The 21,001-nt window shown below is 72.3% G+C and carries 17 protein-coding genes; 5 read left to right on the forward strand and 12 right to left on the reverse strand.

Translation table 11 applies throughout. From position 1 onward, the window contains the following. Positions 1-67: 67 nt before the first annotated feature. The 8 genes from ACIBIW_RS00915 to ACIBIW_RS00950 are packed head-to-tail and all read right to left on the reverse strand — an operon-like array spanning position 68 to position 9,605. Positions 68-2,422, reverse strand: coding sequence for a lantibiotic dehydratase (locus tag ACIBIW_RS00915; RefSeq protein ID WP_399330477.1), 2,355 nt, complete (start codon positions 2,420-2,422; stop codon positions 68-70). Continuing rightward, a complete protein-coding gene (locus ACIBIW_RS00920) occupies positions 2,419-3,729 on the reverse strand; it encodes a methylaspartate mutase (protein WP_399330478.1) in 1,311 nt (436 codons plus the stop codon). The genes ACIBIW_RS00915 and ACIBIW_RS00920 overlap by 4 nt, the downstream gene beginning before the upstream one ends. Further along, positions 3,722-4,195 carry a cobalamin B12-binding domain-containing protein gene (locus ACIBIW_RS00925; RefSeq protein WP_399330480.1) on the reverse strand — a complete coding sequence of 158 codons (474 nt, stop codon included), beginning with the start codon at positions 4,193-4,195 and terminating at the stop codon, positions 3,722-3,724. The genes ACIBIW_RS00920 and ACIBIW_RS00925 overlap by 8 nt, the downstream gene beginning before the upstream one ends. 8 nt (positions 4,196-4,203) lie before the next feature. Then, a complete protein-coding gene (locus ACIBIW_RS00930) occupies positions 4,204-4,992 on the reverse strand; it encodes an ABC transporter permease (protein WP_399330482.1) in 789 nt (262 codons plus the stop codon). Further along, entirely contained in the window at positions 4,989-5,756 is a 768-nt protein-coding gene (locus tag ACIBIW_RS00935; protein WP_399330484.1) for an ABC transporter permease, read from the reverse strand. Before ACIBIW_RS00935 ends, ACIBIW_RS00930 begins: the two co-directional genes overlap by 4 nt. A 4-nt stretch (positions 5,757-5,760) precedes the next feature. Then, positions 5,761-6,783 carry an ATP-binding cassette domain-containing protein gene (locus ACIBIW_RS00940; RefSeq protein ID WP_399330485.1) on the reverse strand — a complete coding sequence of 341 codons (1,023 nt, stop codon included), beginning with the start codon at positions 6,781-6,783 and terminating at the stop codon, positions 5,761-5,763. Between the two features lie 27 nt (positions 6,784-6,810). After that, the gene (locus tag ACIBIW_RS00945) at positions 6,811-8,307 is read right to left on the reverse strand and encodes a GMC oxidoreductase (RefSeq protein WP_399330486.1); all 1,497 of its coding nucleotides are present in this window, start codon (positions 8,305-8,307) and stop codon (positions 6,811-6,813) included. 38 nt (positions 8,308-8,345) lie between these two features. After that, positions 8,346-9,605, reverse strand: a complete 1,260-nt coding sequence (locus ACIBIW_RS00950) for a hypothetical protein (RefSeq protein WP_399330488.1) — start codon at positions 9,603-9,605, stop codon at positions 8,346-8,348. Positions 9,606-9,939: 334 nt separating this feature from the next. Between ACIBIW_RS00950 and ACIBIW_RS00955 the strand changes: the two genes are divergently transcribed. Next, the gene (locus tag ACIBIW_RS00955) at positions 9,940-10,386 is read left to right on the forward strand and encodes an SRPBCC family protein (RefSeq protein ID WP_399330490.1); all 447 of its coding nucleotides are present in this window, start codon (positions 9,940-9,942) and stop codon (positions 10,384-10,386) included. A gap of 115 nt (positions 10,387-10,501) precedes the next feature. Here ACIBIW_RS00955 and ACIBIW_RS00960 read toward each other — a convergent pair whose 3' ends face one another. Next, positions 10,502-11,581 (reverse strand): LacI family DNA-binding transcriptional regulator, encoded by a 1,080-nt coding sequence (locus ACIBIW_RS00960; RefSeq protein ID WP_399330492.1) that lies wholly within the window; start codon positions 11,579-11,581, stop codon positions 10,502-10,504. Between the two features lie 501 nt (positions 11,582-12,082). Here ACIBIW_RS00960 and ACIBIW_RS00965 point away from each other — a divergent pair. From ACIBIW_RS00965 to ACIBIW_RS00980, 4 genes are all read left to right on the forward strand, one after another. Continuing rightward, complete coding sequence (locus ACIBIW_RS00965; RefSeq protein WP_399330494.1) at positions 12,083-13,411, forward strand: ABC transporter substrate-binding protein; 1,329 nt, start codon at positions 12,083-12,085, stop codon at positions 13,409-13,411. A gap of 2 nt (positions 13,412-13,413) precedes the next feature. After that, a complete protein-coding gene (locus ACIBIW_RS00970) occupies positions 13,414-14,412 on the forward strand; it encodes a carbohydrate ABC transporter permease (RefSeq protein WP_399331857.1) in 999 nt (332 codons plus the stop codon). Beyond that, the gene (locus ACIBIW_RS00975; RefSeq protein WP_399330496.1) at positions 14,412-15,350 is read left to right on the forward strand and encodes a carbohydrate ABC transporter permease; all 939 of its coding nucleotides are present in this window, start codon (positions 14,412-14,414) and stop codon (positions 15,348-15,350) included. Before ACIBIW_RS00970 ends, ACIBIW_RS00975 begins: the two co-directional genes overlap by 1 nt. 220 nt (positions 15,351-15,570) lie before the next feature. Next, a complete protein-coding gene (locus tag ACIBIW_RS00980) occupies positions 15,571-17,004 on the forward strand; it encodes a GH1 family beta-glucosidase (RefSeq protein ID WP_399330498.1) in 1,434 nt (477 codons plus the stop codon). A 285-nt stretch (positions 17,005-17,289) separates the two neighbouring features. On the opposite strand, the gene ACIBIW_RS00985 is transcribed toward ACIBIW_RS00980, so the two are convergent. From ACIBIW_RS00985 to ACIBIW_RS00995, 3 genes are all read right to left on the reverse strand, one after another. Beyond that, complete coding sequence (locus ACIBIW_RS00985) at positions 17,290-18,405, reverse strand: chitinase (protein WP_399330500.1); 1,116 nt, start codon at positions 18,403-18,405, stop codon at positions 17,290-17,292. 194 nt (positions 18,406-18,599) lie between these two features. Continuing rightward, a complete protein-coding gene (locus tag ACIBIW_RS00990) occupies positions 18,600-19,970 on the reverse strand; it encodes an MFS transporter (RefSeq protein ID WP_399330502.1) in 1,371 nt (456 codons plus the stop codon). A gap of 23 nt (positions 19,971-19,993) precedes the next feature. Then, positions 19,994-21,001 (reverse strand): 2Fe-2S iron-sulfur cluster-binding protein, encoded by a 1,008-nt coding sequence (locus ACIBIW_RS00995; protein WP_399330504.1) that lies wholly within the window; start codon positions 20,999-21,001, stop codon positions 19,994-19,996.

Below are 21,001 nucleotides of genomic sequence, written 5' to 3' on the forward strand. Positions count from 1 at the left end.
GTTCGCTCCGTTCGGGAAGGGGTGGGAGGCGTGGTGGCCGGGCTGTCGGCGTGCGGGCCGGTGCCCGTCAGCGGGTGGGCGTCGTTCCTGGTGCCGACGCGCCCCTGGTGTCGCTCAGGGCGAGCCGGATCTCGGAGGTGTAGAACTCGCCGGAGGAGTCGGTGAGCCACAGGTGGTCCGGGGTGGGCAGCATCTCCGTGATCTTGAAATACGCGGTCGGCTTCTCTGCCGGGTGGCGTGCCGCTCGCCGTGCGGCCGCGCAGAGCACGTCGACGAAGAGCGGACTGGCGAAGTCGACGTAGAACGGTTTGGTCTCGGCCGGCGACTTCACGAAGACGCGGCGGGGCAGTCGGCGCGCACGCGCCCAACGGCGGGCGGCGGCGAACTGGGCCGCCGCGTCGGGGTCGTCGGCGAAGTCCAGTTCGGACAGCGGGACTTGCCAGCCCTCGCGGGCCAGCACGACGTCCTCCACGGTGATCCGCGGGCGGTGCCCCGCGATGGGGAACAGGTCGAAGTGGCCGAGCAGCAGCGACTTGAGCGCCTCGGCGAACAGGTCGACGACGTCGAACTCGGAGCCGTCCGGCATGACGACGGCCAGGCGGCCGTCCCGCTCCCGCACCACGGCGTCCGCGGCGCACTCGACGGTGCCCGTACGGGGCGGCGGTGTGTGCGGGGCGAGCGCGATCCGCTGGTCCTGTGGGCGCAGCAGCGCGGGGTGTGAGCGCACCGTGAAGTGGGGGCGGCTCTCGGTCGGCAGCAGCGGCAGCAGCCGCCCGCCCGGGAAGACCGCGTCGAGGTTGGAGAGCAGTGTCTCCGGGTCCTCCTGCATGGGGGCCATCGAGATGTAGTCGAGTGAGTTCATCGCCGCGTGGATCTCCCCCAGGACGAGGCGGTAGCGCCCGGTCTCCAGGGCGTCGGGGCCGTCCGCGGCGAGCATCACGTCGGGGCAGACCGTCCGCGCCTGTTCCCAGCCGCTGCGCGGTGCGTCGAAGAATCGTTTGACGCCGATCTCCAGTTCGGACGTGGTCGCCGTCAGGCGGGTTTCGTCGCTGTGGTGGGGAAGGATGTGCGACCACCGCGTATGGAACTCGGCGAGGGCGTGGGTGACGACGTCGCTCAGCCGGGGGCCCACGGTCCGCATCGCCGCCAGCCAGAGCGCCGCCACGTCCACCGGGTCGCCGGGCGGCGTGCGCTCGCGCACCGTCCGGTGGGCCGCCTCGATACGGGGCCTGATGTCCTCCTGAACGCGCCAGGTCAGCCAGCGGACGCTGTCAAGGACCGGAACGATCGCGGCCAGCCGCTCGGTGAAGGCGGCTCCAAGACGGACCGACACGTCGCGTCGGCACTCCAGGTAGGCCAGGGTGCGGCCGCCGTACGCCTGGCCGTCGTGCCGGGTGGGGCGCGCACCGGTCAGCTCGGTGAAGGTCCCGGCCAGGTCGGTCAGTTCGGCGCGCAGCCGTGGCGCGTCGTCCCAGACCCGCCGCAGCCGCTCGCGCCCCTCGACCAGTGCGCGGGCGCGGGCGGTCGCCGCCTCCCTGATGCCGTCGTCGCCGATGCCCTCCAGCAGGTCGAGCAGTTCCTCCTCCGCGGCGAGCGAGGCGGGCAGCTCCAGCCTCCAGATCAGCCACCTGCGCTCCCGCAGGTCCGCCATGCGGGCGAACACGCTCTCCCGGGTCCGCGCGCCCGTCCCGCCCCGTACGCGATCGGCGAGGTCATGGGCGGTCAGGGTGCCGTCGGCGGCGCGCAGCAGGGCGAGGGTCGTGTCGTCGACGGCGACCGGGTCCTTCCCCGGGACGCGGACCGCGCCGTCGAGAATCCGCAGCAGGGGGCTGCGCCGGGGGCGCAGCCAGGGGCCGAGGTCGAAGTCGGTGCTCAGCTTGCGCGCCATCGCGTCGACCGGCCAGCGCTCCAGGTAGACGTTCGCCCGGTCGGTGAGTCCGCGGCCGGGGTGTACGGCGATGCCGTGGGCGCCGGGATCGAGCGTGGCCCAGGCCGTCGGGCCGAAGAAGCCGATGGACTCGTTCTTGAGGCAGTAGCGCTGCCAGTACGTGGCGATCGCCCGTTCGCGCTTGCGCAGCCGCGAGTTGGGGGGCCGGCCGCTCGCCACCTGCCGCAGGTAGGGTTCGACGGCCGTGTCGAGGAACCGGTGGTTCTGCCAGCCGACGGCCAGCCGGAAGCCAGCCGAGCGGGCCACGGCGGCGAGTTCGCCGGAGAAGCGCCCGGTCGCGGTTTTGAACGCCGCGGGGAACGCGGCGCTCCCGGCGTCGTCGGCCAGGTCCGCAAGACCGGTGTCCGCCAGGCGGTCGACCGCGCGTGCCGGGAAACCGGCGCTGCGGACCATCGCGGCGGACCATATCCACCAGTCGCTGTCCCCGAGCGGCCGCGGTGCGGTCCTGGCCGATGCGGCGGTGTGCACGCTCATGCTCTGTCTCCGGCGGTAGGAACGGCAGAAATCCCCTCGCTCGCGGCGCCGGCGTCATAGCGGCCGGCCATGTGGTGCAGTGCGGAGAGCAGCCGCGCGGAGGTCATGTCCTGGTACGGGCCCGGCTTCGCCTTCAGCGGCATCGCCCCGGTCGCCCCCCAGACCAGTCGGCCGGTGCTGTCGATGGCGGACCCGGTCCTGCCCGCGTTGTCCGGGTGCAGGCAGTACGGCACGTCGATATAGCCGCGGCGTACCGCGCGCAGCAGCGCGAGTCCCGTGTCGTCGGCGAGTTCGAGCGTCGCCGCTATCAGGTCCCTGGCCTCCGCCAGTGTCGGGTTGTCGTCCGGGGGGCCGGGCGGCGTGCCGCCGTCGGCGTGCGCGGCCGTCTCGTCGGCGGCGTGCCGCAGCGCTTCGATGTTCTCCTCGACGGTCGGAATGCGGTGCGCCTCGACGCTTGTCTTCACGATCAGCCGGTCGGCCCCGGCGCGCGCGGCGAGCCGGGCCGCGTCCCTGCTGAGCAGCAGCGCGCCCGCGGCGGTGGTGGGGAAGACGCCCATGTACGTGTAGAGGACGGTGTGCCAGTCGACGCCCGGCAGATGGTCCCGGGCGAGCACCCGCAGGGCGGTGAGGGCCTCGACGTCCTGCGCGTGGCTGATCTGCTGGGCGTAGCTCAGCGAGACGCTGCGGATTCCGTGGTCACGGAAGAACATGGCCTCCAGCACGCTGACGGCGACGAGCAGGGCCGGTGGGCACAACTGGCCCATCAGACAGCCGCCGAAGGTCTCCAGATGGGGTTCGACGTCGCTGCCGCGGTGGCCGGCGAGCAGTTCGCAGCCGCGTCGCCAGTGCTCGACGGACTCCGCCAGCGGCATCCGGCCGTACGGAAGGCAGTACGACACCGGGCCGCCCTCGGTCGCGTAGAGGCCGGCGCGTGTCATCGAGCGGACGATGTCCGCGGGCGCCGGTGAGCCGTGGCGCACCTGGATCTGGAAGTCCTCCCTGACCAGGTCGGCGACCATGGCGCGGGTCACGGCCGGGTCCTGGGTGACGAGGGGGAACCCGTTCAGCGCCCCGCCGCGCCCCGTCACCTCGCGTACCGCCCGGTAGTCCCCGAGGCGGGTGTAGCTGTCCAGCGTGATCGTCCCCGCGGCGGGCACGGGGGCCGAGGCGGTGGCGAGCAGGCCCGCGCGCATCTCGGCGGGGCGCGCGAAACCCATCCTGGGCTGTACGACGATCCGGCCGCGGGCGCGGGCCCGTCCGACCATGCCGCCGAAGTCGTGGTGCGGGACGGACCGTGCCTCAGTCACGGCGCGCTGTCCCTCCGCCCGCCGTCGCCCGCCGCGGGGGTGCCGGGTCGGCGGGGCGCAGGTGGTCGAGCAGGCGCGGCAGGGCGTCGGGCCCCTCGAAGACGTCGTCGAAGCCGGCTCGGCGCAGCCTGCGGCGGCGCTCGGCGGCTCCGACATGGCCCGTGGTGCCGAGTTTCCCGCCGATGACCGCCGGCAGTGCCGCGAGGAGCGGCACCGCCCGCAGCGCGCGGATCAGCCGCTCCCCGTCGTCGGCACCGTGGCCGTTGACGGAGCTGACCACCAGCGTGCCGGGGCGTTCGCGGCGGGCGGTGTCCACGACGAGGCCGACGGGCACGCACGCCCCCAGGTTCCGCACCCGGTGTCCGTGCTCGCGCAGCAGGAGTTCGAGGTAGACGAGGTTCCAGGTGTGCGAGTCCGAGGAGACACCGCTCAGCAGGAGGGTGGACGGCTCGGCCGTTCGGTTCATGTGAGTCCTCATGTCGCGAAGTCCAGGGTGCCGAGACGACGCCCGCGCCGGACGAGCCTGGTGAAGGAGAGCAGGCACACCGCCAGCCAGCCGGCTCCGACCAGCAGTTCCCACGCCCCCTGCGCGGACGCCGCCGCCAGGTCACCGGAGAGCGCCAGGCGGACGCCGAGTATCCCGTGCGTCGTCGGGAGCACCGCCGAGACCCATCGCAGCGGCCCCGGGTAGGCGGAGAGCGGAACGTTCGCACCGCACAGCGTCATCAGCCCGACCAGGCAGACGTTCGTGGCGATGGTCTGCACGGAGCGGAAGCCGAGAAGCAGTCCCCCCACGAACGTCCCGAAGCAGTACGCGGACCAGGCCACGAGCACGACGAGCACGGTGACCGTGGGAAGCTGCGTCCACGCCAGCGGAACCCGGAACAGCCAGGCGCTCACCAGCAGCGCGCCGACGGAGGACACGGTGCCGTCCGCGATCATGTAGGCGCCGCGGGCCGAGAGCACGACCGCGGGGTGGGTGGGGCTGGCGGCGAACAGCGGCAGTGTGCCGATGCTCCGCTCCGAACTCACCATGTTGACCGCGAAGATGCCGCCCATCGCGGCGAGCATGACCGCGTTGCCCACCAGCAGGAAACGCGTCTGCTCCGGGGAGTGGAGCATCCGGCCGACGAGGGCGAAGAACGCCACCTGGGTGAGCACGCGGACGAACCAGGCGGACAGCCAGGTGCGCCATGTGTAGATGGTGCGGTACTCGGCGGCGCCGATGCGCAGCGCGCGGCGGATCACATGCACGGTGGTCATCGCAGGCTCAACTCCCCCGTGTGGCGCAGGCGGCGCAGGACGAGGCGGAGGGACAGCCGCGCGGCGACCAGCGCGAGCACCCCGAGTCCCGCGGTCATGCCCAGGCCGAGGAGCGGGTGTGTCAGCCGTCCGACGCCGACGACACCCCGCAGGAGGTCGGCCGACCAGAAGAGGAAGACCCCGTTCGACACGGGACGCAGCCATGTCGGCAGGTAGACGACGGGGACGAGGATGCCGCCGAGCAAGTAGAACGGGAAACTCGCCGAGTTGGAGAAGGTGACGGCGTTGCGGGCCAGTACGAACAGGGCGGCCAGCAGGGCGGCGGTGGCCGCCATGGCGAACAGGGTGACGGCGAACGAGGCGACCAGCAGCGGCCAGTGCCGGACGGTCACCGGCGCGTGCAGCGCGTAGCGGGCGAACAACCAGGTCTCGGCGAACGCCACGACACCGGGCACCACGGTTCCCGCGGCCCTCCCGAACACCACGGCGCTGAAGTCGGCCGGTGCGGACACCAGGTACTGGAGGGTGTCCTCCCAGCGGTCGGTCTGGATGATCCAGCCGCCGCTGAACAGCGCGAACCACCACAGCGTCATATAGAAGGGGGCCAGCGCGGCAGGTCCCACCAGGTCCGCGCGGTCGTTGTGCCGCATGATCATGGTGAACACGACGCTGTAGAGCGGCGATGTGAGGAGCGGCACGAGGAGGTCGGGGTGGTGCCGGTAGAAGACGAGTTGCAGACGGAACCCGGTGACGACGGTTCGCATGGGCTCACACCTCAAGGCCGCGGTCGCCGATGAGGCCCAGGTAGACGTCCTCAAGTGTGGGCTGCATGGTCCGTATCGACGTCAGGCCGTGGTCCGCGAGAGCCCGCAGGACGTCCGGCAGGTACTCAGGGCCGCGCACCCGGATGCGCGCGACGTCGGCCTCATGCCGCACGGAGACCACGCCGGGCAGGGACTCGACCGTGCGGAGCGCGGCGGGGTCCGGGTTCTCGACCTCCACTCCCTGCGCACTCGACGCGAGGTCCGCCAGCGCGTGCGGCGGTCCGGTGTCGAGCACCCTTCCGTCCCGGACGAAGCTGACCCGGTCGCACAGTGTCGCCGCCTCCGCCATGTTGTGCGTGGCGAGCACGATGGTGCGTCCCCCGCTGCGGATCTCACCGACGAGCGTGCGGAACTCGCGGGCCGCGACGGGGTCCATGCCCATCGTCGGCTCGTCGAGGAACAGCACGGGCGCGTCGGCGACCAGTCCGCGCGCCAGGTGCAGGCGTTGCCGCATCCCCCGGGAGTAGGTCTCCACCCGCCGGTCGGCGGCGCCCGACAGGCCGAGCCGGTCCAGCAGGCTCGCGCACCGCTCCCGCAGCCCCTTCGCCGGCACATGCTGCACCGCCGCCCAGAACTCCAGGTTCTGACGCCCCGTCAGCCGCGTATAGAGGCCACGGTCACCGCCGAAGACCACACCGATCACGGTGCGGACGGCGCGGGCGCCGGTGACGACGTCGTGCCCACAGACCCGCGCGTGTCCTGCGGTCGGCAGCAGCACCGTGGACAGGATCTTCACCAGCGTCGTCTTGCCCGCGCCGTTCGGACCGAGGAGCCCGTGCACTTCTCCCCGCGGCACCCGCAGCGACAGCCCGTCGAGCGCGCGTACCGGTGCCGCCCTGCGGTGCGTGAACTCGCGGACCAGGTCGACGATGTCGAGCGCGGGCGACGAGTCGTCCGCCGGCTCCCGGGGTGCGGTCCTGGCACGAGTCCACGGCCTGCGTGGTCTGGACTCGGCAACGCCGGACATGCGAACTCCTTGGGGAAGAGGGAGGGTTCAGGGCCCGGCCGGCGCGTTGCGCGCGGTGCCGGGGGCGAGGCGCGCGGCCAGTCTCCTGGCGAGGGCGAGTGTCGTCAGCGACGGATTCGCGGCTCCGGTGCGCGGGAAGGTGGACGGCCCGGCGGCGTAGAGACCGCGGACCCCGTGAAACTGCTGATCGGCGTCGAGCAGGGTGCCGAACGGGGTGGTACCGGCGTCGTGGTGCTGCGACCCGTGAGGCAGCGCGAACGGGGCCGGCCCCGCCGCGCCCGTGGCATGGTCGAGCGCCGTCAGACCGTCCCCGGTTCGCGGCCCCACGCGCCGGGATTCGAAGACCCGGGCGGGCCCCGGCAGTCTCAGGTACCCGCGGAGTTCCCGCCAGGTCCGTTCGAGCACCGCCCGCTGCTCCCGCGCCAGCGCACGGTCCGCACGGCCCGGGCGGGCGCTCACCTCCACGGGCCACGGCCACGAGCGCCCCGGACGACACCGCACCCGCCCGGCTTCCGCGAGCCGCTGCTCCCCCATCGTGGAGGCCATGATGACGACGCCGCCCGCCATGTTCCGCCGCAGATCCAGGAAGAGGTTCGAGCGCAGCCCCTCGGCGCAGGGGGAGACGAGCAGCGCCCCCCGCTTCGCCATCTCCGCCACCTCGCCGGGCAGTTGGTCCGCCGCGCAGGCAACGGTGAACCCCTGGTCGATCTTGTCCACCGGGCCGGGCAGCTCCGCAGCGGTCCGTCGGCCGGCCTCCGACAGTGTCTGGATGGCCAGCCGCGCGTTCTCCACGGCACCGGCCGCGAGCACGACCTGCCGGCACCGCACGTCGCTGTCCACCCCGTCACACCGCACGCGCACCCCGGCCACCTCGTCCCCGTCGAGCAGGACACCGACGACCCGGGAGCCGGGACGGATGCGGGCGGCCGGTGGCGCGCACGTGTCGCCCACCCAGCGCTCAAGCGGGGTGTAGGCGCGCCACCGTCCCGGATCGCCGGGGTGCCGGCGGACCGCCTTCAGCACCTCACGGAACGACAGGCTCCCGATGCGCAGCACCGGCGCCGCGCTGACGCCCGTGCTCTCGGTCCCCGCCCAGTCCGCCAGCTCCGCGGTGACCCGGTCGTACAGGCACGCCCCGCCGTCCCACGAGTCCACCAGATCGTGGACGACCTCCCTGGGCCAGCTCGGATCGGCGAGCGCCCAGGGCTCGATGGGCAGGAGGACGCCGTGCCAGTACAGCGAGCGCCCACCGACACGGCTGCGCAGCGCGGCCGCGTCGGAGAAGCCGCTGCCGCGCGCGGTCCACGGCCGCCACGCGTACGCGTCCTCTTCCGGATGGAGCCAGCGCCGTACGGCGGCCGTCTCGTCGTACGCCCACCGGTTGTGGGCGGCGCCGTCGTCCGGGCCTGCCTCCAGCACGACGGTGCCGTCGCCGCATCCGGCCCGGTCCATCTCGGCCGCCACCGCGAGGCCGGCCAGACCGGCGCCGACGACCACCGTGCCGAGGACGGCGGGTGCCCGCATCGCTACCCCCACTGGTCTTCCGATGCCCGAAGGCCCGCTCAGACGGCCCGGACGTGGGCCATGAATCCATCGGACAACGCGCGCAGAAAGCGCCGTACGCTCTCCACGTCCAGGTCCCCCGCGTCACACAGCATCCGGAACATGAACCCGCCCGACTCCAGCGGTACGACGAGCAGTTCCACGTGCGTCATGCGCAGATCGGCCCTCTTGTCGGCGAAGTCGGCGGCGTCGATGCCGCCCACCGGGTCGGGGAAGAAGTTGACGACAAGTTGCCGCTGCCCCGCCGCCTCCCACTCCGTGACACCGCGTGCGGCACAGGCGGTGCGCAGGTACTCCCACGGGGTGTGCTGGTACGGCAGCACCCGCTGCCAGGCGGTTCGCACCGCTCCCATGGCGACCCCGAACTCGCCCATCCCCGGGCTGCGCAGCCGTATCGGGGTGGAGGTCGCCAGCCGGCCGAAGGTCGCCGCCGAGCGCGGTGTGCGGCCGCTGCTGATCAGGCGGAGCGTGATGTCGTCGACGGAGCCGGCGGCGACGGTGCTGACGACCGAGGCGACGGTCAGGGCGTACGGGGTGGCCCTGGCCCGCCGGGCGGCCGCCCGCAGCTCCGCAGCGGAGACCGGTACCGGCAGGCTGAGCCAGACCGTGCCACCGGCCTGGCCCGGCGGGGCGTCGGCGACCCCCGGCAACGGTGTGCGCCTGCTCGGGGAGGCCCCGCCCAGATGGCCGTCCCAGAAGGTGCGGGCCGCCGCGAGCGCGTCCCGGGCGTCGACGTCGAACTCGGCGCGCTGTCGCACCACCCACTCCCGGTACATGCCGGCCCCGCGGTCCCGCGAGGGCGCCACGCCGGTGCACAGCTCCTTGCGCAGCAGCGCCAGGCTGAACATGTCGACGAGGAGGAAGTCGAACACGGCGAGCACGGTGCGGGCGGGCCGCCCCGTCCCGTCGGGGTGCTCGATGACCGTCAACTGCCACTGCGGCTCACCGGAGTCGAACGGGACGCTCTTGTGCGCGGCCACATAGGCGGGGACCTCGTCCGCGGCGGCGCACCGGACACGGCGGACCGGGAGCGGGGATATCCCGGCGTAGCCGACCCCGGTCAGGTCCGCCGAGACGATACGGAGGCTCGCCTCCCGGAGCACGAGCCGTTCGAGCCTGCGGAGCATCTCGTCGTCGGACACCTCCGCCGGGAGCCGGAACGCGGTCCACATGCTCTCCCTGCCGCATGTCGGCACACTGCGCACCAGCGTCTCCTGCTGCCAGGACAAAGGGCCCGTGTCGGCTACTGCACTGGTCATCCCGCGTCCTTCTTCCGGTTCGCCCGCAGGCGGCGCGCCCGCTTCCTCGCGGGTGCCGACGCGGGTGACCCAGCTCCGTCACGCTCCGGCGTTCCACGCCGCTCTCGGTGTCGCTCCCCCTCGCGACCGGTACGTCACCACAACGGGTGGCGGCGCGGCACGGTTCAGCGCGGGACCACGCGATCCGCCCGGCGGCCCGGGCGGCGCAGGAAGCGGGCGGAGCCAGGGGCGCCGGTGGCGGCGGTCCGGCGTGGAGCGCGGCGGCGAGGGTAGCCGACGGCCGATGCTGGTTGGCCGCGGCCCGGAGCCGCGGCCCCGACGGAAGGTTGCAGCCGTGTCGTCGTCTTTGATGGAAGCCGTGGATGTCGAGGCACCCGTCTCGGTGAGCTGGAGCCTGTGGAGCGACGTGACGCGCTGGCCGTACTTCCTCCACCACGTCGAGCGCGTCGACCCGATCGACGAGAGCCTCTTCGCGTGGAAGCTGTCGGTGGTGGGCGCCGAGAAGATGTTCGTCTCCGAACTCACCGAGGTCGTCCCCGAGGACAGGATCGCGTGGCACACGACGCAGGGCGTGCAGCACGCGGGAGTGGTCACCTTCCACCGGCTCAGCGACACCACGAGCCGGGTGGCGCTCCAGATCGAGTACGAACCCCACGGCTTTGTCGAGCACTTGGGGGCCCTGACCAACCTCGACTCGACACTCGCCAACTACGACCTCGGGCAGTTCCAGCGGCTGGCCGAGGAGACCGCGAAAGGCGTCGGCGGGCCGGTGAAGCGTTAGGCCGTGTCCTCGAAGGCCCGTCCGGTCGGGGCGGTCCGGCGCCCCGGGCGAGGGCCCGGGAGCCGGGAGGTCGGACAACCGGGAAGGGCGACGGGCCGACCGGCCCCTCCCATGGCTACGCCGACGCCCGCACCACCAGCTCCGTGTCGAGGACGACGCGCCGGGGCGCCCCGGTGCGTCGGCGCGGGCGGGCGTGGCCCGGGGCGCCCGCGGGCCTGCGGTCCTCGATCTCCGCGAGCAGTACGTCGATCATGGCGCGGCCCATCTCCTCGATGGGCTGCCGCACGCTGGTGAGCGGCGGGTCCATGTGGTGGGCGATGGCCGAGTCGTCGAAGCCGATCAGGGCCACGTCGTCGGGAATCCCGCGGCCCTGCGCGCGCAGCGTCTGCCGGGCGCCCGCGGCCATCACGTCCGACGCCGCGAACACCGCGTCGATGCCGGGCTCGGCCGCCAGCAGGTCCGCCATCGCGCGCCGTCCGCCCTCCTCGGTGAAGTCGCCGGACAGGACGAGACGGCCGTCCTCCTCGATGCCGTGTTCCTCCAGCGCCGCGCGGTAGCCGCCGACGCGCTGCTGGGCGCCGTACACGTCGGACCTGCCCGCGATGTGCGCGATGGTGCGGCGGCCGCGCTCCAGCAGATGGGTGACGGCACTGCGCGCCCCGGCGAAGTTGTCGGAGTCCACGGACGGCAGCGTCTCGTCCGCCGACCTGGGCCCGCTGATCACCGTGGGTATCTCAAGCTGGGCGAGGAGGTCGGGCAGCGGGTCACCGGCGTGGACGGAGACCAGCAGCACCCCGTCGACGCGGTGCGCGGCGAGGTACTGGGCGAGCCGCTGCCGCTCCCTCGCACTGCCCGCGAAGGTCAGCAGGAGCTGCATCTCGGTGTCGGTGATCTCCGCGCCGACGCCGCGCAGCATGCCGGAGAAGTACGGCTCGGCGAAGAACCTGGTCTCGGGCTCCGGCACCACGAGCGCGATGGCGTCCGTGCGGTTGGCGGCCAGCGCGCGGGCCGCCGTGTTGGGGACGTAGCCCAGTTCCGCGACGGCCGCCTCGACCGCCGCCCTGGTGGCCTCGCTGACCCGCGGCGAGCCGTTGATCACCCGCGACACCGTGCCGCGGCCCACGCCCGCGCGCGCGGCGACCTCCTCCAGAGTCGGCCGTCCGCCGCTCCGGCCCCGCGTTCCGTGGCCCGCCATCGCCTGCCTCCCGTCACACCACTACCGGCCAGGAATCTAACAGCCTGGTTCACGCCACGTTCCTGCCCGGCGCCCCGTGCCCCGCCCCCGCGGGTCACCGCCCACTCCCCCGGCGCACCCCGTTCGGCCGCCCGCACGTCCCGCCGCCGGCGCCCGGGGCGCGCGGTGCCGCACCGCCCGTACGCCCGCGTACCGGCCGGGACACGGCGCGCGGTGGCGCGCCCGCCTCCGCCCCACACTCCCACAAGCCCCTATTCGGCCATCCCGCGCCCGCCCCGTATCTAACGGCCCGATAACTGAAGACATATCTGAATGTCCGGTCCCTTGACACCCCCGACCAGACCCGCGAGTCTTCAACTCATCACATGTGGGAGCGCTCCCACACTACCTGGCACTTACACATCCCGCACGTTCACCGCCCGAGCCGCCGCACGGTGTCACCGACAGGCTCAACAGCGCAGTTGGCCGGGGGCGGCACGTCAGGGGCAACAGGAGGACGCAATGCGCACGAGAACCCGCGGGTCCCGCCGTCTGGTGGCTTTCGCGGCCGTCGCCGCGCTCGCGACGGGACTGCTCGCCGGATGCTCCGAGGACTCGGACAGCGGTTCGACGGACGCTTCGGGCGGTGGCAACGCCCATGGCAAGATCACCCTCACGGTCGGCACCTACGGCGTTTTCGGCTACAAGCAGGCCGGACTCTACGACGAGTACATGAAACTGCACCCCGACATCTCCATCAAGGAGAATGTGACGGAGCGCAGCGACGTGTACTACCCCAAGATGCTCACCAGGCTGCAGGCGGGAAGCGGCGCCGACGACATCCAGGCCATCGAGATCGCCAATGTCAGCGAGGTCGTGAGGACCCAGGCCGACAAGTTCGAGGACCTGGGCAAGGCCAAGGGCGTGGACGAGTCCGGCTGGCTTGACTGGAAGTGGAAGCAGGCCACGACCGACGACGGCAAGACGATCGGGCTGGGCACCGACATCGGCCCGATGGGCCTGTGTTACCGCAAGGACCTCTTCAAGAAGGCCGGACTGCCCACGGACCGCGACGAGTTGGCGAAGCTCTGGAAGGGCGACTGGGGCAAGTACGTCGACCTCGGCAAGCAGTACATGAAGAAGGCGCCGAGCGGCACCAAGTTCGTGGACAGCGCCCAGGGTGTGTACAACGCCGTGATGTCGGGCTCCAAGGAGCGCTACTACGACGGCGACAAGCCCGTCTACGAGGAGAGCAAGGGCCGCAAGGCCGCCTGGAACGCGGCGATGGACGTCGCCACCAGCAACATGTCGGCGAAGCTGAAGCAGTTCGACACCCCGTGGAACCAGGCCATCGCGAACAGCAAGTTCGCCACGGTCTCCTGCCCGCCCTGGATGCTCGGCCAGATCCTGGAGAACGGCGGCGGCTCCGGCAAGGGCCAGTGGGACGTCGCGGCGGCCCCCACCGCGGCCAACTGGGGCGGCTCGTTCCTCGGCGTCCCCACCCAGGGCAAGAACAAGGACGAGGCGACCAAGCTCGCCGTCTGGCTGACCGCGCCCGAGCAGCAGGCGAAGGTCTTCGCCAAGCAGGCCAGCTTCCCGTCGACGCCCGCGGCGTACACGAACCTCAAGGTGAGCCCGGACACGGCCACGTACTTCAGCGACGCGCCGCTCGCACAGATCTTCAGTGACGCGGCGAAGAACACCCCGGTCGCCGACTTCGGTCTCAAGGACCAGCAGATCGGGTCGGCCATCACGGACATCGGCGTTCTCCAGGTGGAGCAGCAGGGCAAGTCCCCGGCACAGGGCTGGGAGGCCGCCACCAAGGAGATCAAGGACGTGTTGGGCGAGTGACGATGTCATCCGACACCACCGAGCACACCGCCGCCGCGCCGCCCTCTCCCGAGGGGGGCGCGGCCCCGGCCGCGTCCGGGCGCCGGAAGCCGGGCGGCTGGCGCACCCGGCTCTCCCGCTGGGACCAGAAGTCGAGCCCGTACACGTTCATCGCCCCGTTCTTCCTGTTCTTCGGGGCCTTCGGGCTCTTTCCGCTGATCTACACGGCCTGGTCGTCGCTGCACACGGTGCAGTTGTCCGACCTCGACCACCAGCAGTGGACCGGGCTCGACAACTACACCAACCTCTTCCAGAGCGACTTCTTCTATACCGCGCTGAAGAACACGCTCCTCATCGGCGTCATCTCCACCGTGCCGCAACTGCTGATGGCGCTCGGCGTGGCGCACCTGCTCAACTACAAGCTGCGGGCCTCGCTGTTCTGGCGGGTGACCATGCTGGCGCCCTACGCCACCTCGGTGGCGGCGGCGACCCTGGTCTTCACGCTGCTGTACCAGTGGGACGGCGGCATGATCAACTGGCTGCTGCACTTCATCGGCGTCGATCCCGTCAACTGGCGCGAGTCGGGCTGGGGTTCGAAGTTCGCCGTGTCCTCGATCGTCATCTGGCGCTGGACGGGGTACAACGCGCTGATCTACCTGGCGGCGATGCAGGCAGTCCCCGCCGACCTGTACGAGTCCGCCGCGCTCGACGGGGCCTCGCGCTGGGAGCAGTTCCGGCATGTGACGATCCCGATGCTGCGGCCGACGATCCTGTTCACGGTGGTGGTCTCCACCATCGGCGCGACCCAGCTCTTCGGTGAGCCGCTGCTGTTCGGCGGCGCCTCGGGCTCCAAGGGCGGCGCCTCCCACCAGTTCCAGACGCTGGGCCTGTACATGTACGACCAGGGGTGGATCGTCGGCAACCTGGGCAAGGCGTCCGCCATCGCCTGGTCGATGTTCCTGATCCTCCTGCTGATTGGCGCCGTCAACATGCTGGTCGTCCGACGTCTGAGGAAGAGCTGATGCCGCACACATCCGGGGCCACGGCCCCGCCCGAGGGTTCGGCGGCCGTCACCACCGTCGGGCGGCCCCCGGCGCCCGTACCGCCCGCGAAGGGGCGCAGCTTCGCGCCGAAGGCCGGCAAGCAGTTGCACGCGGGCCCGCTCACCTACACGGTGCTCACGGTCTTCACGGTGGTGTCGCTGCTGCCGCTGGTGTGGACGTTCGTCGCGTCCTCGCGCACCAACCAGCGGCTGTCCCAGACGCCGCCACCACTGTGGTTCGGCGGCAACCTCTTCAAGAACATGGAGACCGCGTGGAACCAGGGCGGTCTCGGCAAGGCGATGCTCAACTCGATCATCGTCGCGGGCAGCATCACCGTCGGCACGGTGCTCTTCTCCACGATCGCCGGGTACGCGTTCGCCAAGCTGCGCTTCCGGGGCAGCAGGCTGCTGATGCTGGTCACGGTCGGCACGATGATGGTGCCGCCACAGCTCGGCATCGTGCCGCTGTACCTGTGGATGGCCGACCTGCACTGGTCCAACCAGCTCCAGGCGGTCATCCTGCCGACGTTCGTCACCGCGTTCGGCGTGTTCTTCATGCGGCAGTACCTGGTGCAGGCGCTGCCGACGGAGCTGATCGAGGCCGCCAGGGTGGACGGCGCGAGCAGCATCAGGACCGTCTGGCACGTGGTGTTCCCCGCCGCGCGCCCCGCGATGGCCGTGCTCGGGCTGCTGACGTTCGTGATGGCGTGGAACGACTTCCTGTGGCCGATCATCGCGCTGAACCAGGAGAACCCGACGGTCCAGGTGGCCCTGAACCAGCTCGGCACCGGTTACATCCCCGACCAGTCGGTGATTATGGCGGGCGCCCTCCTGGGCACACTTCCGTTGCTGGTCGCTTTCGCCCTCTTCGGCAAGCAGATCGTCGGCGGCATCATGCAGGGCGCCGTGAAGGGCTGACCCGGCCGTCGCGTCCAGGCCCGCGGACGAGGAGGTCCGCACCCTCCCGTGCGGCACCTGCCGTGTCCGCGGGCCGCTGTCCCCCCGTCGGCCGCCCCGGCCGATCCCCGGCGGCGGCCCGCGGCGGGCTGCCCCGGGCACGTGCGCCGGGGCAGCCCGGCGCCCTCGGCACCCCACCCATCCGTCCTCGCCTCTACCTCCACATCATGGGAGCGCTTCCATGCCAGAATCCGTAACCTTCCCGCCCGGCTTCCTCTGGGGCGCGGCCACCTCCTCGTACCAGATCGAGGGAGCGGTGCGGGAAGACGGCCGCACTCCCTCCATCTGGGACACCTTCAGCCACACCCCGGGCAAGGTCGCGTTCGACGAGAACGGCGACGTCGCCGTGGACCACTACCACCGCTACCGGGACGACGTGGCGATGATGGCCGGGCTCGACCTCGCGGCGTACCGCTTCTCGGTGTCCTGGTCCCGGGTGCAGCCCACCGGGCGCGGGCCCGCGGTGCAGCGCGGCCTCGACTTCTACCGGCGCCTCGTCGACGAGCTGCTCACCCACGGCATCGAGCCCGTGGTCACCCTCTACCACTGGGACCTGCCCCAGGAGCTGGAGGACGCGGGCGGCTGGCCCGAGCGGGAGACCGCGTACCGGTTCGCCGAGTACGCGGACATGGTGGGCCGCGCACTCGGGGACCGCGTGGTGCGCTGGGCCACCGTCAACGAGCCCTGGTGCGCGGCGTTCCTCGGCTACTCCTCCGGGGTGCACGCGCCGGGCCGTACCGACCCCGCGGCGGCGCTGCGGGCCGCGCACCACCTCAACCTGGCGCACGGGCTGGGCACTTCGGCGCTGCGGCAGGTGCTGCCGTCCCGCGCGCAGCTCGCGGTGAGCCTCAACTCCCAGGTGATCAGGGCCCTGACGGACTCGCCCGCCGACCTGGACGCGCGCCGCAGGATCGACCACCTGGCCAACGGCGTCTTCCATGGGCCGCTGCTCCAGGGCGCCTACCCCGAGACGCTGCTGAGCGACACGGCCGCGCTCACCGACTGGTCCTTCGTCAGGGACGGCGACCTGAAGGCCATCAACCAGCCGATCGACTGGCTGGGCCTCAACTACTACACGCCCGTGGTGGTGTCGGCGGCGGGCGGGGGCCCGAAGGGCCCCCGGGCCGACGCGCACGGCGGCGGCGAGCACTCGCCGTGGCCCGCGGCGGACGACATCGCGTTCCACCAGCCGCCGGGCGAGCGCACCGTGATGGGCTGGACGATCGACCCCACGGGCCTGTACGACCTGATCACCACGTACAGCAGGCTCCGGCCCGACCTCCAGCTCTTCGTCACCGAGAACGGCGCGGCGTACGACGACAAGCCGGAGACCGACGGGCAGGTGCTCGACCCGGAGCGGATCGCCTACCTGCACGCGCATCTCGCGGCGGTGCACCGCGCCGTCAGCGACGGGGCGGACGTCGGTGGCTACTTCCTGTGGTCGCTGATGGACAACTTCGAGTGGGCGTGGGGCTATTCGAAGCGTTTCGGCGCGGTCTACGTGGACTACGCGACCCAGGCGCGCACCCCGAAGGCGAGCGCCCACTGGTACGCGGGCATCGCCCGCACCGGGCAGCTCCCCGCCGAGCCGCCCGTGCTCGGCCGGGCGGGCTGACCTCCTCTCCCGGGGCGCCCAGGGTCTTTCGTTTGGGTCAGGGTGGATCAGGGAGCGGGGTCCGGTGCCGTACATCGCAAGGCGGAGGAGGGAGTCGACGCGATGGGGGTGCCCCCGCGGGAGCGAAGCCGAGCGTGGGGGAGTCGGCGAGTGACGACAACGCGGCGTGGGGGTACCTCCCGGCCGAAGGCTGGGGGAGTGCGGTGCCGGGGCCCGCGAGCCCGCCATGATCCAAACGAAAGACCCCAGGGGGCGGGGCGTCGTGTGGGACGTCCTCGGCGTGGCTCAGTGGGCCGCGCCGAGGGCCCGTTGGAAGTCTCCCGGCCGCTGGTCCACGGAGGAGCAGTCCGGGTGGGCGTGGCCGCTCGTGCCGTCGGGGCAGGGGCGGTCCCTGGCCGCCGACCACAGGGAGAGTTCGCCGATGCCACGGTCCGCCGCGAAGCCGGCGAGGTGGGTGGCGTCGGCGGGGGTGAAGACCTCGCCGCTGACGTCGTTGGCGCCGATCATGGGGGTGACGGCGAGGGTGTGCCAGGCGGCGGTGGCGTCGAGGCCGAGCGCGGCGGCGATCTGGCCGTGCGCGGCGGTGGCGGCACGCTCGGCGTAACGGCCCATGTCGCCGCGGTAGTCGGGCCCGTAGTCCATCGCCATGATGTTGACCCGGGCGACCTTGACGCCGTGCCGCGCGGCGTCCCGCAGCAGGGCGGCGCCGGGGGCGGTCAGCCCCTCGGGCATCACCGGCAGGGTGTAGGACACCTCAAGTCCCGGCCGCTGCTTCTGGAGGGCGGCGAGCGCCTCGTTCCTGCGGGTGACGGAGGCGGTGTCGGTGAGGGCGCCCTGCTCGACGTCGAAGTCGGCGCGCCGGGTGTGGAGCGCGTCGAGTACCCGGGTGTAGGCGTCGGTGAGGGCGGCGGTGGTGCGGCAGGGGATGGCGAGTTCGGTGCCGCTCTGGCCGCCGAAGGAGACCCGTACGTCGCCGCCCGCGTCCCGGAAGCCGCGGACCGCGCGGGCCACGGCGTTGGTGGTGAGGCCGTCCTCGCCGCCCCACGTGGGGTGGCAGGAGGCGGCGCCGTCCCCGCCGTCCGAGCCGTCCGGGCCGTCCCCGCCGTCCGGGCCGTCCGCGCCGCTCTTCTCGCCGTGGCCACCGTCGTCCTCCGCGGTGACGAAGGCGAGGGTGTAGTGCTTCACCCCGGTTTGCTCCCCGGCGGACTCCAGGTCGAACGGCGGGGTCAGGGTGGTGTCGACGAAGGGGGCGAAGCCGCCCGCGACACGGGCCCGTTCCGCGCCCTGCCCGTCGCCGTCCGCCGTGGCGCCGTGGCCGCCGCACGCGGTGGCGAGCGCCGCGAGTGCGACGAGGGCCGCCGCGCCCCTGCGCCCGTACCGCCGCCGATACCTGCTGCTCATGGGGCTCCCGCCTGAGGGGTACGGCGCGCCACGCCGAGGACGCCGAGGACGGCTCCATTTTGCACGGCAACGTCCCGCATGTCCCCACAGGGTCCGTTTTCGGACGCCGGAGCGGGCGCGCACCCCGCACACTCGCGCACCCCCGCCCGGCGCGAGGGGAGGCGTGAACGCCCCCGCGGTGCCGCTCGCCGGGCTCAGGCCGTCCGGAGCTGCTTCGCGCGGTGTCCGAGGTACAGGACGATCAGACCGCACAGCGCGGTGGGGGCCGCGAGGATCAGGAACACCTGCTCGTGGCCCACGCCGTCGGCCAGCATGCCGCCGACGATCATCGGTCCCACGATGCCGCCGACGCGGCCGACGCCGAGGGCCCAGCCGACGCCGGTGGAGCGCACTTCCTCGGGGTAGAAGGCGGCGGCGAGTGCGATGACGCTCTTCTGGCCGCCGCTGACGGCGCAGCCGACCAGGAAGATCGTCGCCAGGACCACCCAGACCGGCGAGCCGAGCGCCAGGCCCATGAGGATCAGAAAGCCGCAGCCGGCGAGGTAGAGCGTGCCCAGGGAGCCGTACGCGCCCAGCCGGTCCATGGCGGGCCCGACCACGAAGGCGATCGCGATGCCGCCGATGGTCGTCATGGACGCGGCAGTCGCCAGGGTGCCCGCGGAGTAGCCGCGGTCGGCGAGGATGCTCGGCATCCAGCTCTGGAGGCCGTAGAACATCGCCAGGTTGATCGCGAACACGGCCCACAGCAGGAGGGTGCCGAGCAGCCGGTGGCCGGTGAGGAGTTCGGTGACCCTGACCCGCTTGGCGGGGTTGGCGCTCTCCGCCTCGACCCGTGCCCCGGCCGTCTCGGGAAGGGTCCGGTCGATCCGGCGGCACAGGGCGTACGCCTTGGCGTTCTCCCCGCGGCGCAGCATGTAGGAGATCGACTCGGGCAGTTGCCAGAACAGTACGAGGAGCAGGGCGAGGGGCAGCACGGCCCCGGCCGCGAAGACCGAGCGCCAGCCGTGGGCGGGGATGAGCCAGTCGGCGGCGTAGTTGGCGACCACGAACCCGAGGGAGAAACCGCAGTAGATCGCCAGGACCAGGCTCGCCCGCAGCCGCTTGGGGCTGTACTCGGCGGTGAGCGCGATGGTGCTCGGCGTGGCGGCGCCGAGACCGATTCCGGTGATCACCCGCATGGCCATGAGCTGGTCGGGGGTCTGCACCCATACCGAGGCGAGCGTCGAGAGCGAGAAGACCGCGACGCCCGCGAGGACGAGCCGCTTGTGGCCGAACTTGTCGGAGAGCGGAGCCAGCAGCAGATAGCCGATCATCAGGCCGACGAGTGCGGCCGAGAAGATCGTGGACATGGTGCCCTTGGACATGTCCCAATCCCGGGTGATCGCGGGGGCCATGTAGTTGATGGCCTGGGTGTCGAACCCGTCGAGCAGCATGACGAGTCCGCACAGCAGCATGGTGCGCAGTTGGAATCCGCCGGGGCGGCGTCGGTCGATGAAGCCGGGGAGTTTGAGCGGGTCCTGTGGGTCGGACAGGGCGGGGGTCGGGGACGAAGCGGTGTCGGACATGGTGCACCTCACAGGGGGAAGGGTTACTCGACGCCGGCGAGGGCTCCCACGGCCGAGACGAACGCGTCGGAGTGGAACCGGTCGGGGGCGACACCGCGCTCGCGTGCCAGTTCCTCGGCGGCGGCCCTGGTCATCGCCGCACTGCCGCAGGCGTAGACGTGGTGGCCGCCCAGGTCGGGGTGGTCCCTGAGCACCGCGGCCTGCACCCAGCCGGTGGCGCCCTCCCAGCCGGGGTGCGGCCGGGAGAGGACGGGGGTGAAGCGGAACCACGGGTGGCGCAGGGTCCAGGCGCGCAGGGTGGCGCGGGCGTAGAGGTCGTCGAGGGTGCGGGCGCCCCAGTACAGGTGGACCGGGCGGGTCAGCCGCCGGGCGATGTGGTCGAGGATGATCGACCGCATGGGTGCGAACCCGGTGCCGGTGGCGAGCAGCAGGAGCGGCCCTTCGCCGTCCTCGACGAAGAACTCGCCGAAGGGCGCCTCTATCTCCACGGTGTCGTGGAACTCCAGTTGTTGCAGGACCCGCGCCGAGAAGACGCCGCCGGGTTCATGCCGGACGTGCAACTGGGCGAGGTCGTTGTGCTGGGGCGCGTTGGCCAGCGAGTACGCCCGGGTGTCCCCGTCGTCGAGGATGACGTCGAGGAACTGGCCCGCCCGGAACGGCGTCCTGCGGCCGATGGGGTAGCGCAGGTCGAGAACGGTGACGCCGGGGGCGACCCGGCGGCGCCGGTACACCGTCGTGGTCAGCCGCTTGCGTACCGGCGGGGTCCGTGCCGCGATCCGGCGCGGCGCGATCTCCAGGTCGCCGGTCGGCAGCGCCCGGCAGAGCCGGACCTCGGCAGGGCCGCGTACGGGGCCGCTGCCCGGCAGGTCGAGCGGTCCCGCGGTCACCGACCCGAGGCAGGTGTCGCACACGCCCTTGCGGCAGGAGTACGGGATCGCCCAGCCGGCCGCCTCGGCCGCGTCCAGGACGTTCTGTCCCGGCTCGCAGCCGAAGGCGACGTCGGAGCCGCGGACACTGATGGTGAACGTCAT

Source organism: Streptomyces sp. NPDC050560 (genome assembly GCF_044457285.1).
In the GTDB taxonomy this organism is placed as follows: Bacteria; Actinomycetota; Actinomycetes; order Streptomycetales; family Streptomycetaceae; genus Streptomyces.